14 protein-coding genes and 1 tRNA gene are annotated in these 14,752 nt (G+C 64.5%); 9 read left to right on the top strand and 6 right to left on the bottom strand.

What is annotated here, in order from left to right; genetic code table 11:
- Nucleotides 1-207 precede the first annotated feature (207 nt).
- A complete protein-coding gene (ffh, locus tag G3N97_RS28215; protein ID WP_065060402.1) occupies nucleotides 208-1,575 on the top strand; it encodes a signal recognition particle protein in 1,368 nt (455 codons plus the stop codon).
- 157 nt (nucleotides 1,576-1,732) lie between these two features.
- Complete coding sequence (locus tag G3N97_RS28210) at nucleotides 1,733-2,284, top strand: hypoxanthine-guanine phosphoribosyltransferase (protein WP_065060403.1); 552 nt, start codon at nucleotides 1,733-1,735, stop codon at nucleotides 2,282-2,284.
- Nucleotides 2,285-2,360: 76 nt separating this feature from the next.
- Here G3N97_RS28210 and G3N97_RS28205 read toward each other — a convergent pair whose 3' ends face one another.
- Nucleotides 2,361-2,960: a MarC family protein gene (locus tag G3N97_RS28205; RefSeq protein ID WP_065060404.1), complete on the bottom strand. Its 600-nt coding sequence runs from the start codon at nucleotides 2,958-2,960 to the stop codon at nucleotides 2,361-2,363.
- Between the two features lie 41 nt (nucleotides 2,961-3,001).
- Complete coding sequence (locus G3N97_RS28200; protein WP_205996282.1) at nucleotides 3,002-4,738, bottom strand: proline--tRNA ligase; 1,737 nt, start codon at nucleotides 4,736-4,738, stop codon at nucleotides 3,002-3,004.
- Nucleotides 4,739-4,988: 250 nt separating this feature from the next.
- Between G3N97_RS28200 and G3N97_RS28195 the strand changes: the two genes are divergently transcribed.
- Nucleotides 4,989-5,672, top strand: a complete 684-nt coding sequence (locus tag G3N97_RS28195) for an RNA pyrophosphohydrolase (protein WP_205996281.1) — start codon at nucleotides 4,989-4,991, stop codon at nucleotides 5,670-5,672.
- 159 nt (nucleotides 5,673-5,831) lie between these two features.
- The gene (locus G3N97_RS28190; protein WP_205996280.1) at nucleotides 5,832-6,395 is read left to right on the top strand and encodes a CNP1-like family protein; all 564 of its coding nucleotides are present in this window, start codon (nucleotides 5,832-5,834) and stop codon (nucleotides 6,393-6,395) included.
- Between the two features lie 89 nt (nucleotides 6,396-6,484).
- Here G3N97_RS28190 and proB read toward each other — a convergent pair whose 3' ends face one another.
- The 4 genes from proB to rplU form a co-directional block, all read right to left on the bottom strand.
- Nucleotides 6,485-7,603 carry a glutamate 5-kinase gene (gene proB / locus G3N97_RS28185; RefSeq protein WP_205996279.1) on the bottom strand — a complete coding sequence of 373 codons (1,119 nt, stop codon included), beginning with the start codon at nucleotides 7,601-7,603 and terminating at the stop codon, nucleotides 6,485-6,487.
- Between the two features lie 92 nt (nucleotides 7,604-7,695).
- Nucleotides 7,696-8,802: an Obg family GTPase CgtA gene (cgtA, locus tag G3N97_RS28180; RefSeq protein ID WP_205996278.1), complete on the bottom strand. Its 1,107-nt coding sequence runs from the start codon at nucleotides 8,800-8,802 to the stop codon at nucleotides 7,696-7,698.
- A gap of 233 nt (nucleotides 8,803-9,035) precedes the next feature.
- Nucleotides 9,036-9,299 (bottom strand): 50S ribosomal protein L27, encoded by a 264-nt coding sequence (rpmA, locus tag G3N97_RS28175; RefSeq protein ID WP_065060410.1) that lies wholly within the window; start codon nucleotides 9,297-9,299, stop codon nucleotides 9,036-9,038.
- A gap of 26 nt (nucleotides 9,300-9,325) precedes the next feature.
- A complete protein-coding gene (gene rplU, locus G3N97_RS28170; protein WP_065060411.1) occupies nucleotides 9,326-9,637 on the bottom strand; it encodes a 50S ribosomal protein L21 in 312 nt (103 codons plus the stop codon).
- A 317-nt stretch (nucleotides 9,638-9,954) separates the two neighbouring features.
- On the opposite strand from rplU, the gene G3N97_RS28165 reads away from it, so the two are divergent.
- From G3N97_RS28165 to G3N97_RS28145, 5 genes are all read left to right on the top strand, one after another.
- Nucleotides 9,955-10,947 (top strand): polyprenyl synthetase family protein, encoded by a 993-nt coding sequence (locus G3N97_RS28165; RefSeq protein WP_065060412.1) that lies wholly within the window; start codon nucleotides 9,955-9,957, stop codon nucleotides 10,945-10,947.
- A gap of 40 nt (nucleotides 10,948-10,987) precedes the next feature.
- A tRNA-Pro gene (locus G3N97_RS28160) sits at nucleotides 10,988-11,064 on the top strand.
- Between the two features lie 207 nt (nucleotides 11,065-11,271).
- Nucleotides 11,272-12,600: an HlyC/CorC family transporter gene (locus tag G3N97_RS28155; protein WP_205996277.1), complete on the top strand. Its 1,329-nt coding sequence runs from the start codon at nucleotides 11,272-11,274 to the stop codon at nucleotides 12,598-12,600.
- 19 nt (nucleotides 12,601-12,619) lie between these two features.
- Entirely contained in the window at nucleotides 12,620-14,005 is a 1,386-nt protein-coding gene (locus G3N97_RS28150; protein ID WP_346778131.1) for a GspE/PulE family protein, read from the top strand.
- Nucleotides 14,002-14,752: type II secretion system F family protein (locus G3N97_RS28145; protein WP_205996276.1), on the top strand; the 751-nt coding region annotated here is incomplete at its 3' end. The genes G3N97_RS28150 and G3N97_RS28145, both read left to right, overlap by 4 nt.

Here is a 14,752-nt window from a genome sequence, read left to right as displayed (position 1 = left end):
GGCGCGCCGCAGTGCATGCCAGTCGGCGGCACACAATCCGCCGTACAGGAGCACGGTGAGGGCATACAGTACAATATCCATGTTCGAAGTTTACTATAGGCCCCCTTTCCACGACGCAGCGTAACAAAGCGGCGACGGAACCCGGCAATTTGCCGCATTCCCGTGCCACGCGCGACGTTCGGGAGCCGCACTGCTCACCGCCTCCCCATGCTCGACAATCTTACTCAACGGATGGCGCGCGTCGTCAAGACGCTGCGCGGCGAAGCCCGGCTGACCGAAGCCAATACGCAGGACATGCTGCGCGAGGTGCGTCTCGCGCTGCTGGAAGCGGACGTGGCGCTGCCCGTCGTGCGCGAATTCATCGCCAAGGTGAAGGAAAAGGCGCTCGGCGAGGAAGTGATCAGCAGCCTGTCGCCGGGCCAGGCGCTCGTCGGCGTGGTTCAGCGCGAGCTGACCGCCGTGATCGGCGGCGACTACGAAGGCAAGGCCGCCGAGCTGAACCTCAACGTCACGCCGCCCGCCGTCATTCTCATGGCCGGCTTGCAGGGCGCGGGTAAAACCACCACGACCGGCAAGCTCGCCAAGCTGCTGCGCGAGAAGTACAAAAAGAAGGTCCTGACCGTTTCGTGCGACGTTTACCGCCCCGCTGCTATCGCGCAGCTGAAGACGGTGACGGAACAGGTCGGCGCCGACTTCTTCCCCTCGCAGCCGGATCAGAAGCCCGTCGAGATCGCCGCTGCCGCGGTCGACTGGGCCAAGCGCCATTATCACGACGTGCTGCTCGTCGACACGGCCGGTCGCCTCGGTATCGACGAAGCGATGATGAACGAGATCAGTGCGCTGCACAGCTCGCTCAAGCCCGCTGAAACGCTGTTCGTGGTCGACGCCATGCTCGGTCAGGACGCGGTCAACACCGCGAAGGCGTTCAATGACGCCCTGCCGCTCACCGGCGTCGTGCTCACCAAGCTCGACGGCGACTCGCGCGGCGGCGCGGCGCTTTCCGTGCGTCACATCACCGGCAAGCCGATCAAGTTCGTCGGCGTCGCGGAAAAGCTCGACGGTCTGGAAGTGTTCCACCCCGACCGCATGGCCAACCGTATTCTCGGCATGGGCGACATTCTCGCCCTCGTCGAGGAAGCGCAGCGCGGCGTGGACGTGCAAGCCGCGCAGAAGCTCGCCGACAAGGTCAAGAAGGGCGGCGACTTCGACCTGAACGATTTCCGTGCGCAGCTTTCGCAGATGAAGAAGATGGGCGGCCTGTCGTCGCTCATGGACAAGCTGCCCGCGCAATTCCAGCAGGCTGCGTCGGGCGCCGACATGGGCGTCGCCGAAAAGCAGATGCGCCGCATGGAAGGCATCATCAATTCGATGACCGCGCAGGAACGCGCCAAGCCGGATCTGATCAAGGCCACGCGCAAGCGCCGCATCGCCGCGGGCGCGGGCGTGCAGGTTCAGGAAGTCAATCGCCTGCTGAACCAGTACGACCAGATGCGCACCATGATGAAGAAGTTGAAGGGCGGCAATCTGCAGAAGATGATGCGCGGCATGAAGGGCATGATGCCCGGCATGCGCTGATCGAATCGACCTGATTGGCGGGCCGCGCGGCGCGTTGCGCGTGCGGCCCAACACGACGCGGCGCGCGAGCTGGACATGGTAGCGCGGGTTTTTGCTGTAGCGCGCGCCGTCGTTATTTTCCACACTGAATAGCTACAGCCACTGCCCCGCCAGAGTCATGAATCGCGAAGAAGCCCTCCATATTTTCCGCCACTCCGAAGAGATCGTTTCGGAGAGCGATGTCAATGCGTCGATCGGCCGGATGGCCGAAGCCATTCGCGCCGATATCAGCGAGGACTTCCCGCTCGTGCTGTCGGTGATGGGCGGCGCGGCCGTGTTCACCGGCATGCTGCTGCCGCACCTCGACTTCCCGCTCGAATTCGACTACATCCACCTCACCCGCTACCGCAACGCCATCAAGGGCAGCGCGGAAATGCAGTGGCGCGTGGCGCCGCGCGAGTCGGTGAAGGACCGCGTCGTGATCGTGCTCGACGACATCCTCGATGAAGGCGAGACCATGGCCGCGATCCGCGACCGTATCATGGACATGGGCGCGAAGCGTTTCCTCTCGGCCGTGCTGTGCGAGAAGATCATTCCGAAGGCCAAGCCGCTGCATCCGGACTACTGCGGCTTTTCGGTGCCGGACCGCTACGTGTTCGGCTGCGGCATGGACGCCAAGGGCTACTGGCGCAATCTGCCGACGATTCGCGCGCTGACCGAAGGCGCGTAAGTCCGGCCCGAGCCGATAAAAAAAGCCGCTTCGAACGAAGCGGCTTTTTTGTTTCCGTCGACGCCTGCGCGCGACGTCAGAGGTGATGCACGAACGCGGCGATGCCCGCGAGGATCATCTCCACCGAAATCGCCACGAGCACAAGGCCCATCAGGCGCTCGAAGGCCGTCACCACGCGCTCGCCGAGCAGTTGCTGGATGCGTTCGGCGAGCACCAGCACGATTGCGCAGATCGCCATCGTCACGATCAGCGCGCCGATCCACTCGAACAGTTTGCCCGGCGCCTGCGACGTGAGCAGCATGACCGTGGCGAGCGCCGACGGTCCCGCGAGCGCGGGAATCGCGAGCGGCACGATGAGCGGCTCGCCGCCCTTGTCGCCCGCGCCGAACGGACCGCCCGGATGCGGAAAGATCATGCGCAGCGCGATCAGGAACAGCACGATGCCGCCGCCGATGCGCAGCGACGTGTCCGTGAGTCCCATCATGCGCAGGAAACCGTTGCCGGCCACCATGAACACAAGCAGGATCACGAACGCGATCGCGACTTCGCGCAGGATCACGATCGCCCGGCGCTCCCGCGCCACACCGCGCAAACAGCCGATGAAGAGCGGAATGTTGCCGAGCGGATCGGTGATCAGCAGCAGCAGGACCGTCGCGGACAGGAAACTGTATTCCACGCTCGCGGCGCTCCTTTAGCCGAGACGAGAAACGACGCGCATCAAACTGCCAGCGCGGCGGCGATCTTCTGCGCCACCGTCTGCGCGGCTTCTTCGGCCGGCAGCAGCGTCGCTTCGGTGTCGCGGCGGCCTTGATACTCGATCTTGCCGTCCTTCAGACCACGATCGCCGATCACGAGACGATGCGGCACGCCGATCAGTTCCCAGTCGGCGAACATCACGCCCGGACGCTCGCCGCGGTCGTCGAGAATCACGTCCACGCCTGCCGCGACCAGCTCGTTGTAGACGCGCTCGGCGTGCTCGCGCACGAGTTCGCTGCGGTCCAGGCCCATCGGGCACACGACCACCTGGAACGGAGCGATCGATTCCGGCCAGATGATGCCCTTGTCGTCGAAGTTCTGCTCGATCGCGGCGCCCAGGATACGCGTGATGCCGATGCCGTAGCAGCCCATCTGCATCGGCGCGGGCTTGCCGTTTTCGGCGAGGTACGTGGCGCTCATCGCTTCCGAATACTTGGTGCCGAGCTGGAACACGTGGCCCACTTCGATGCCGCGGCAGATGTCGAGCACGCCCTTGCCGTCCGGCGACGGATCGCCCTTCTGCACGTTGCGGATGTCGGCGACGACCGGCTCCGGCAGATCGCGGCCCCAGTTCACGCCCGTGGTGTGGAAGTCCGCTTCGTTCGAACCCACGACGAAGTCGCTCATGTTCGCGACCGTCGAGTCGGCGACCACCTTCACGGGCTTCTTCGTGTTGAGCGGACCGAGGTAGCCCGGCGGCGTGCCGAACCACTCGACGATCTCGGCTTCGGTCGCGAAGCGGAAACCCTTCAGGCCTTCGAGCTTGCCGACCTTGATCTCGTTGAGCGAGTGGTCGCCGCGCAGCATCAGCAGCCAGATGGTGGGTTCGGCGCCTTCGTTGTCCGTGGCGAGCACGATCGACTTGATGGTGCGTTCGAGCGGGATGCCGAGCAGTTCGGCCACGGCCTCGCACTTCGCCGCGCCGGGCGTCGAGGTCTTCGTGAGCGCTTCGCTCGCCGCGCCGCGCGTGGCGATCAGCGGCAGCGCGTCGGTGGCTTCGACGTTCGCGGCAAATTCCGAGCTCGGGCAGTAAGCGATGTCGTCTTCGCCGGTTTCGGCGATCACGTGGAATTCGTGCGAGCCGCTGCCGCCGATCGAGCCGTTGTCGGCCACGACCGCGCGGAAGTCGAGACCGAGGCGCGTGAAGATGCGCACGTAGGCGTCGTACATCTTCTGGTACGAGAGCTTCAGGCCGTCGACGTCCTTATCGAACGAGTACGCGTCCTTCATGATGAATTCGCGGCCGCGCATCACGCCGAAACGGGGACGGATTTCGTCGCGGAACTTCGTCTGCACCTGGTAGAAGTTCACCGGCAGCTGGCGATAGCTCTTGATCTGATTGCGCGCGATGTCGGTGACGACTTCCTCGTGCGTCGGCCCCATCACGAAATCGCTCTGCTTGCGATCCTTGAAACGCAGCAGTTCTGGCCCGTATTGTTCCCAGCGACCCGATTCCTGCCACAGCTCGGCCGGCTGCACCGCCGGCATCAGCAGCTCGATGGCGCCCGCGCGGTTCATTTCCTCGCGCACGATCTGCTCGACCTTGCGGATCGAGCGCAGACCGATCGGCAGATAGTTGTAGATGCCGCCCGCGACGCGACGGATCATGCCCGCGCGGACCATCAACTTGTGGCTGACGATTTCGGCGTCAGCCGGCGCTTCCTTCAGGGTGCCGATAAAGAAACGGGAGGCTTTCATTCAGATTTTCCAAAAGCGGCGGCCAGTGCGGACCGCCCGAAGAGAGACCAACGGTGGAGTTCAGGAAACCGCCATTATGACAACACGCCGTGCGCCGCACCGATGACGCCCGCCAGGTCCGGCGCCGATCGCGCCGCCGGGCGCTTTTGCGCATACGCGGCAAATCGGTCCGATATTCTGGCCGTCGGGTGCGTGAGGACCGTTATCTGTTTATAATCAAAGCAATTTTAAAGGATTCGAAGGTGGTTGTATGCTGGATCGTGAGGGGTTTCGCCCGAACGTCGGCATCATCCTCTTGAACGCGCGAAACGAGGTGTTTTGGGGCAAGCGGGTTCGCGAACATTCCTGGCAGTTTCCGCAAGGGGGCATCAAGTATGGTGAAACCCCCATGCAGGCAATGTTTCGGGAGTTGCACGAAGAAACCGGTTTGCATCCGGAGCACGTCAAGATCGTCGGTCGCACGCGCGACTGGTTGCGTTATGAGGTGCCGGACAAGTTCATCAAGCGCGAAGTGCGCGGCCATTATCGCGGTCAGAAACAGATCTGGTTTCTGCTGCGCATGGTCGGGCGCGACTGCGATATCTGCCTGCGGGCAACGGAGCATCCCGAGTTCGATGCGTGGCGCTGGAACGAGTACTGGGTGCCGCTCGAAGCGGTCATCGAGTTCAAGCGCGACGTCTATCAACTGGCGCTGACCGAGCTTTCGCGTTTTCTGCGGCGGCCTGCGGCGCCGCGCGTGGAACGCAGCGCCGGTTCGCACGGGCATGGGCATGAGGTGCGCTATCCGCGCATCGTGACGTCGGCGCACGCCCAGGCGGTGCAGATCGAACCCTCGTTCATCGAGAGCGAGGTGGTCGAGGTGCGCGCGGTGCTGGAAAGCGACTGCGGTACGGCGGAGAGTATGATCGTGCCTGCGCCGGACGAGCACGAGTAACACGAGTCAGCCAGGTTACGTCTCGTGGCGGCGCACTGAACGCCCGGAGCGGCCTCGTCCGCGCTGCGTATGCGAATACGCGGCGCGACTTCGGCCGGTCCGCATTCGCGGCGCCGCGCATTCGTGCGCCCAGCGCCGGAGCATCGAAGGAAAACCAATTTGAAACGAATTGCTCTTGCCGCAGCGTGCGCTGCGGCCGCAAGTAGCGTCCTGCTGGCCGGTTGCGGCAGTTCCGCCCCCACCAACAAGGACGACAGCGCGTTCACGTATCTGCTCGACCGCAAAGGCACCTGGCAGGAGAACAAGGTCGAGAGTCTGCCGGCGCTGCCGCAGGCCAGCACCCAGTTGCTGCCGTTCGACGTGTCGAACAATACGCAGCTCAAGTTCGCCATCGATCCGGCTTCGCTCACGGTGGGCAGCGACGGCGTGGTGCGCTACGCCATCGTCATCACGAGTCCGGGCGGCGCGCGCAACATCAACTATGAAGGCATTCGCTGCGACACCTACGAGTGGCGCCTCTACGCGAGCCTGAACGCCGACCACAACGGTTGGGATCAGACCGTTGCGAACGACTGGTCGCGCATCGAGAACGGCACGCTCAACGCGTATCACTCGGCGCTGTATCAGGACTACTTCTGCGCGAACAAGATGCCGATCGGCAAGGCCTCGACCATCATCGAGAACATCCGCTTCGGCCGCACGCAGTCGACGCTCGTGCGCTGATCGCGCGCCTCGTCAGACGGCAGCACAAAGAAAAAGCCGCAACGGTCGACGACCGCTGCGGCTTTTTTGCGTCCTGACGTGCCCGACGCTCAGACCAGCACGAGATTGTCGCGATGGATCAGTTCGGGTTCGAGCATGTAGCCCAGCACGCTTTCGATCTCGCTGCTCGCATGGCGCTGGATGAGCTTGGTCTCGGCGCTGCTGTAGTTCGTGAGCCCGCGTGCGACCTCGCGGCCCTCGCCATTCAGACACGCGATGACTTCGCCGCGCGCGAACGCACCCTGCACGCCGGTCACGCCGATGGGCAGCAGACTCTTGCCGTCGGCGGTGAGCTTCTGCGTCGCGCCGTCGTCGATCACCACATGGCCGCGCACCTGCAGGTGGTCGGCCATCCATTGCTTGCGCGCGGCCATGCGCGCGGTGCGCGCGATCAGTTGCGTGCCGATCGCCTCGCCCGCGGCGAGTCGCACCAGCACCTGCTCCTCGCGACCGCTCGCGATGACCGTATTCGCGCCGCTATGCGCCGCGCGCTTGGCCGCCAGAATCTTGGTGAGCATGCCGCCGCGGCCGATGCTCGACCCCGCGCCGCCCGCCATCGCTTCGAGTTCGGGCTTGCCCGCGTCGGCTTCCTGCACCAGCGTGGCAGTCGGATCCTTGCGCGGATCGGCCGTATAGAGACCGCTCTGATCGGTGAGGATAACGAGCGCGTCGCCTTCGATCAGGTTCGCCACGAGCGCGCCCAGCGTGTCGTTGTCGCCGAACTTGATCTCGTCGGTGACAACGGTGTCGTTCTCGTTGATGATCGGCACCACGCCCAGACGCAGCAGCGTGAGCAGCGTGGAGCGCGCGTTCAGATAGCGCTCGCGATCGGCGAGGTCGGCATGCGTGAGCAGAATCTGCGCCGTGCGGATGTCGTGTTCGGAGAAACGGCTTTCGTAGACCTGCGCGAGCCCCATCTGCCCGACCGCCGCCGCTGCCTGTAGTTCGTCGATCTCACGCGGTCGCCTGGTCCAGCCGAGGCGTTGCATGCCCTCGGCGATCGCGCCCGAGCTGACGAGCACGACTTCCTTGCCCTGCGCGCGCAGCGCCGCGATCTGCGCGGCCCAGCGGCCGATGGCCGCATGATCGAGCCCACGGCCGTCGTTGGTGACGAGGCTCGAACCGACTTTCACTACCAGACGCCGGGAATCGGCGATGACGGAACGCATGCTGCGCGGTCTCCCAATTGACTTGATGACGCGTGAAGCGGCCGGCGCGGAGTGCGCGCCGGCGTGAACTGCGATGCTGCTGATGCTGCGAATTACTCCTGCTGCCCGGCTTCGGGCGCACCGCCCTCGCCGCCGCGGAAGCGCACGTCGGAGGCGAGATCTTCCGCTTCCTCGGCGCGACGCGCATCCGAATGCTCGGAAACGTAGTCGTAAATCGCGTAGCAAAGATTCTCGCAGCCCTGACCCGTGAGCGCCGAAATCTCGTACACCGGGCCCTTCCACTCGAAACGCTCCACGAAGTCGGCGATGCGCGCGGCGCGCTCGTCTTCCGGCACCATGTCGAGCTTGTTGAGCACGAGCCAGCGCGGCTTGTCGTACAGCGTTTCGTCGTACTTGCGCAGTTCCTCGACGATGGCCTTCGCTTCCGCGACCGGGTCGACGCTCTCGTCGAACGGCGCCATGTCGACAAGATGCAGCAGCAGGTTCGTGCGCTGCAGATGGCGCAGGAACTGGTGACCAAGGCCCGCGCCTTCCGCCGCGCCTTCGATCAGGCCCGGAATGTCGGCGATCACGAAGCTCTTGCTCGGACCCACGCGCACCACGCCGAGATTCGGCGCGAGCGTGGTGAACGGGTAGTCGGCGATCTTCGGCTTCGCGTTCGAGACCGAGGAAATGAACGTGGACTTGCCCGCGTTCGGCATGCCGAGCAGGCCGACGTCGGCCAGCACCTTCAGCTCGAGCTTGAGCATGCGGCGCTCGCCGGGCTTGCCGTCGGTCTTCTGACGCGGCGCGCGGTTCGTGGACGACTTGAAATGCAGGTTGCCGAGGCCGCCCGCGCCGCCCTTCGCGACCATGACGTGCTGGTCGTGCTCGGTGAGGTCGGCGATCAGCTCGCCCGTGTCCATGTCGCTGATCACCGTGCCGACCGGCATGCGCAGCGTGATGTCGTCGCCGCCCTTGCCGTAGCAGTCGGCGCCGCGGCCGTTTTCGCCGTTGCGCGCGAGATGCTTCTTCGTATAGCGGTAGTCGATCAGCGTATTGATATTGCGGTCGCCGACGGCGTAGACGCTGCCGCCTCGCCCGCCGTCGCCGCCGTCCGGCCCGCCGAACGGGACGAACTTCTCGCGCCGCATCGACGCGCTGCCATCGCCCCCATCGCCGGCGATGACTTCGATCTTCGCTTCGTCAATGAACTTCATGCGTTACTCCGTCCCGTACTCGGTGAGTGTCGTTATTTTGCCAACGTATTGTGCGCGCCGTCGCCGTACTTGCCCACCTGGCCGAATGGCCAGTGCAAACCGACAGGCGCCAGACACGTCCGCCATGGGCGGTTTGGCGATCTGGATCGGAACCCAGATAAATCAACAGATAAACAAAAGGCCCCGCAAACTTCGCGGGGCCTTCCTTGCGTCGATTGCGAGCGGACTAGAACTTAGGCCGCTGCCGGAACGACGTTGACCGTGTGCTTGTTCGCAGCGCCCTTGGTCGTGAACGCGACGTGGCCGTCGACCAGCGCGAAGAGCGTGTGGTCCTTGCCAATGCCGACGTTCAGGCCCGGGTGCATACGCGTACCGCGCTGGCGAACGATGATGCCGCCTGCGAGGATAGCCTGGCCGCCGAACACCTTAACGCCAAGTCGTTTCGACTCTGAGTCGCGGCCGTTACGTGACGACCCGCCTGCCTTTTTGTGTGCCATTTATTTGCTCCTTAACCGTCGTGCGCTTACGCGTTGATCGCGTCGATGCGCAGTTCGGTGTAGTTCTGGCGGTGGCCGCCATGCTTCTGGTAGTGCTTACGGCGACGCATCTTGAAGATGGTCACTTTTGCGTGACGACCTTGCGACACGACGGTGGCCTTGACGACAGCCCCACTGACCAGCGGCGTACCGAACTTAATCGATTCGCCTTCGCCCACTGCGAGAACCTGGTCGAGCGTGATTTCTGCGTCAATGTCAGCCGGTATCTGTTCTACTTTAAGTTTTTCGCCAACAGCAACCTTGTACTGCTTGCCGCCGGTTTTTATGACCGCGTACATTGAGAACCTCACTCTAAAATATCTTTTCAGGCGCACTGCGCGCCGGAAACCTTAGATTATACATAGAGTTAGCTGCACGGTCAAAAGGTTTGACGCGTGCATTGACAGGGCGCCGGAAACCCGCGTGAGCCGCTCCAGCCTTGTCTGAGCGCCGTTTGCGACAGCCGCCGGCCCCGCCCGGGCGCGCCGCCGCGCGTAGAGCGAATAGAGGGAAGCATCGACGAAAGCGCGATCAAAACCCTGGCTGGACGGCAGGGGAGCGTCCGGCATCTTGCCGATTCGCCTTATAATCCGCGGCACTACCCCTATTTGCCATCATGTCGTCCACTGCCACCCCCTCCCCCAGCGCAGCCACCCTGCTTGCCCCCATTGCCAGCGACATGGAGCAGGTAAATCGTGTCATCCGGCAGAGTCTGGCGTCCGAGGTGATGCTGATCAACCAGATCTCCGAGTACATCATCAGTGCGGGCGGCAAGCGGCTGCGTCCGGCGCTGCTGCTGCTCGTGGCCGGCGCGCTCGGCGATCGCGGTCCGCAGCGGCATACGCTCGCGGCAGTGGTCGAGTTCATCCATACGGCCACGCTGCTGCACGACGACGTGGTCGACGAATCGGACCTGCGGCGCGGTCGCCAGACGGCCAATGCGCTGTTCGGCAACGCGGCGAGCGTGCTGGTCGGCGACTATCTGTATTCGCGCTCGTTCGAGATGATGGTGGGCGTGGGCAAGATGCGCGTGATGGAAATCCTCTCGCAGGCCACCACGATCATTTCCGAAGGGGAAGTACTGCAACTCCTGAACATGCATGATGCCGACGTGGACACCACGCGCTACATGCAGGTGATCCGCTACAAGACGGCGAAGCTGTTCGAAGCGGCGGCGCAACTGGGCGCGGTGCTCTCGGGCGCCGACGCGCGCACGGAAGAAGCGGCGGCGGAATACGGTCGGCGCATCGGCACGGCGTTCCAGATCATGGACGACTGGCTCGACTACACGGGCACGCCCGAATCGATGGGCAAGAACGCCGGCGACGACCTGCGCGAAGGCAAGCCCACCCTGCCGCTGATCTGGCTGATCGAACACGGCACGGCGGCGGAAGCGGCACTCGCGCGCGAAGCCATCGAGCAAGGCGGCACCACGCGCTTCGACGAAATCTTCGCGGCCATCACGCGTTCGGGCGCGCTCGACCACACGCTGCAATGTGCGAAAGCAGAGGCTCAAGCAGCCGCAGATGCAATTTCGTCATTTCCCTCTTCCAATTACAAAGATAGCCTGCTAGAATTATGTTCTTACTCGACGACGCGCCAGTCTTGAACAAGACGAAGCAGCTCAGAGAGTTCTGGCAGTAAAAATTCGGGGTGTAGCTTAGCCTGGTAGAGCGCTACGTTCGGGACGTAGAGGCCGGAGGTTCGAATCCTCTCACCCCGACCAGAATTTCAAAAAAAACCGCACACAACGTTGTGCGGTTTTTTTTCGTCCGTACACCGTGCATGGTCGCATCGCGCCGGACTGCCGCTTCCAGCGCGGGCTGCCTTATCCCGATGGCCAACGTGACATCCAGCGCCCGCCCCGTGCGGCTTTAGCGCGCGCACCCTCTGTTATAGTTTCCCTCATCCGCTCCCCTCACTGTCTCCAAGCGTGGACCACCTTCCCTTATGGGCGCAGATTTGCGCCGTTTTCGTCCTGCTCATCTGCTCCAGCTTCTTCTCCATCTCCGAAACGGCGATGATGGCGCTCAACCGCCATCGGCTCAAATACCTCGCGAACCACGGCGCACTCGGCGCGAAGACCACCCAGAAGCTGCTCGCGCGCACTGACCTGCTGCTCTCGGTCATCCTGATCGGCAACAATCTGTTCAACACGATCATTCCGGTGCTCACCACCTCGATCGCGCTGCACACGTTCGGCCACGACAATCTGGTGCTGTCGGTGGCGACCGGCATGGTTGCGTTTCTCATCATCGTGTTCGCGGAAATCACGCCGAAGATCGTTGGCGCCACCTTTCCCGAGAAGATCGCGCTGCCCGCGAGCCTGCTGATCGCGCCGCTCATGCGCGTGACCAAGCCCCTGATCTGGTTCGTGAACGGTTTCGCGAACACCATCCTGCGCGTGCTGCACATCAACACGCACAAGGCGCGCGACCAGCGTCTCTCGACCGAGGAACTGCGCACCATCGTGCTCGAGTCGGGTAGTTTCATGCCGACCAAACACCGCAGCATTCTGCTGAATCTGTTCGACCTCGAAAACATCACCGTCGACGACGTGATGATTCCGCGCCGGCGCATCGAAGCACTCGACTACGACGCGCCGCTCGAAGACATCCTCCATCAGCTCGAAACCTGCTATCACAACAAGCTGATCGTCTATCAAGGCGACATCGACCGCGTGCTCGGCGTGCTGCACGTGCGCAAGACGCTCGCCGCGCTGCATAACCAGGATTTCGAGCGCGAGACGCTGCGCGAGTTGCTCACCGAACCGTACTTCGTGCCCACCGGCACGGCTGTGTTCCAGCAACTTCAGTACTTCCAGGAAAGCCGTCATCGCATCGCGCTGGTCGTGAACGAGTACGGCGAGCTCGAAGGACTCGTCACGCCGGAAGACATCATCGAGGAGCTGATCGGCGAGTTCACCACGACCATGCCGCGCAGCGGCACCGGACGCGGCGGCTGGAACGACGAAGGCGAGTGCATCGTGCCGGGCAGCATGCCGCTCCGCGAACTCAACCGCTGGCTGCAGATCAAGCTGCCGACGGACGGCCCGAAGACGCTCAACGGCCTGATCCTCGAAATGCTCGAGGAGATTCCCGACGGCGACGTGTGCCTGCAGATCGGCGACATCAAGCTCGAAGTGCTGCGCAGCGACGACCAGTCGGTGCGCACCGTCAAGCTCTTCAAGCCCGGCGCCAAATCCAGTAAAGGCCTCGCGAGCACGCTCGGCAAGGCGAAGAAGCTCCTGCCCGGCCACTAGACGTTAGCCGTTTGGCCGAGTGGCGCGCGCAGTCGCGCCAGCCGATCATGAAGCCGTCACGCTCACGGCGGCTTCGGGCCGGCTCTCGATGTTTTCCATTCCTCATCGTTCGCGCAGTTCTAACGGTTCGCACGCACTGGCCGCCGAGAGCCTATCCAGCGGCGGCGGCGGCGCGCGCGCATCGCTGAACACGCCATCACCGACCGCCTCGCTCGACGACGCCCCAGCCGTGCGCCTGCTCGCCGATACATTGCGCGAAGCCGCGCGGCGCAACGCCTCCGATCTGCATGTCGAGCCGCTCGAACAGGGCTGGCGCATTCGCGTGCGCATCGACGGCGTCCTGCACGAAATCGCCAGACCGCCCGCGCATCTGCGCGACGCGTTCGTCACGCGGGTGAAAGTGCTCGCGCGCATGGACATCGCCGAGCGGCGCATTCCTCAAGATGGCAGGCTGCGGCTCGCTCCGCTTGCGCAACACGCGTCGGCCGAAGACTATCGCGTGAATTCACTGCCCACGCTGCACGGTGAAAAACTCGTGCTGCGGCGGCTTGAAGCGCTGCCCGCCGATCTCTCGCTCGCCGCACTCGGCCTCGACGAAACACAGCAGCACACGCTCGGCGCGGCCATCGCCGCGCCGCACGGGCTCGTGCTGGTCACGGGTCCCACGGGCAGCGGAAAAACGCTGTCGCTCTACTGCTTCCTGCAACGGCTCAACGACGCTTCGCGCAATCTCTGCTCGGTGGAAGATCCCGCCGAGATTCAGCTCGCGGGCATCAATCAGGTCAACGTGCGCGAGAAAGCCGGGCTGACCTTCGCGCTCGCGTTGCGCGCGCTGCTGCGTCAGGATCCGGACGTCATCATGATCGGCGAGATCCGCGACGAGGAGACCGCCAGCGTCGCCGTGAAAGCGGCGCAAACCGGCCACCTCGTGCTGTCCACGCTGCACACGAACGACGCGCCCGCCGCGGTCGCACGACTGATCGACATCGGCGTGGAACCGTACAACCTCGCCGCCGCGCTGCGGCTCGTCACCGCACAGCGACTCGTGCGGCGGCTGTGTCCGCAATGCCGCGTGCCGTCGAACGAGTCCGAGGCGGCGTTGCGCGCGGTCGGTCTCGAAGACGATGCGCGCGCATCGAGTTTGTCATCGCCCTCATCGGTATTCGCGGCGCACGGTTGCGAGGCTTGTCACGGCATCGGTTACCGCGGACGAGTGGGCATTCACGAAGTCATGCCGGTGAGCGCGGCCATGCGCGAGATGATCGTGGCGAAGCGCAGCGCACACGAAATCGCCAATCAGGCGCGCGCCGAGCGCGTCGCCACCTTGCGCGACGCCGCGCTCGCGCGCGTGCGCGACGGCACCACGAGTCTCGCCGAAGCGCTCGCCGCCACGGATACGCCATGAACGCCCGCCACGTCCCGTCGTCGACAACGGATTCGCGCTTCGCCTGGCGCGGCCTCGATGCAAACGGATCGCCCCGGCGCGGCGCGTTGATCGCGTTCGACGCCCCCGCCGTGCGTCTCAAGCTCAAGCACGACCGCATCACCGCGACCGCCATCGTGCGGCGCGGCCCCGCGCCGCAGCCGCGCGCGAATCACGCCGACGTCACGCGCTTCACGCGTCAGCTTGCGAGCCTGCTGCGCGCGGGCTTGCCGCTCGCGGGCGCGCTCGATCTGCTCGCCCAATCGCCGGGGCCGCACGGCATGCCGCGCATCGCCGCCGCACTCGCGCGCGACATTCTCGCGGGCACGCGCTTCGCCGACTCGCTTGCGCGGCATCCGGCGCGTTTCGGCCAACTGTATTGCCAGCTCGTCGCCGTGGGCGAAGCGTCGGGTGCGCTCGCGGCCGTGCTCGCGCGCATCGCCGACGACCGCGAACGCGGCGCGGCGCAACGCGCGAAAGTACGCGCGGCGCTCACCTATCCCGTCGCCGTGCTGCTGTTCGCCATCGCCATCACCGCCGCACTGCTGATCTGGGTCGTGCCGACGTTCAAGCAGATCTTCGACGGTTTCGGCGCCGCGCTGCCCGCGCCCACCCAGTTCGTGCTGATGCTCTCGGCCGCCGCCGCGCGCTGGAGCGTACCGGCTGCGGCGTGTGCCTGCGCAGGCGCATTCGGCGCACATGCGCTGTTGCGGCGCTCCGAAGCCGCGC

The sequence above is a fragment of the Paraburkholderia sp. Ac-20347 genome (assembly GCF_017104805.1).
GTDB lineage: Bacteria > Pseudomonadota > Gammaproteobacteria > Burkholderiales > Burkholderiaceae > Paraburkholderia > Paraburkholderia tropica.
Note: the sequence above shows the minus strand (reverse complement) of the source record. Positions and strands in the feature narration are given on the sequence as shown.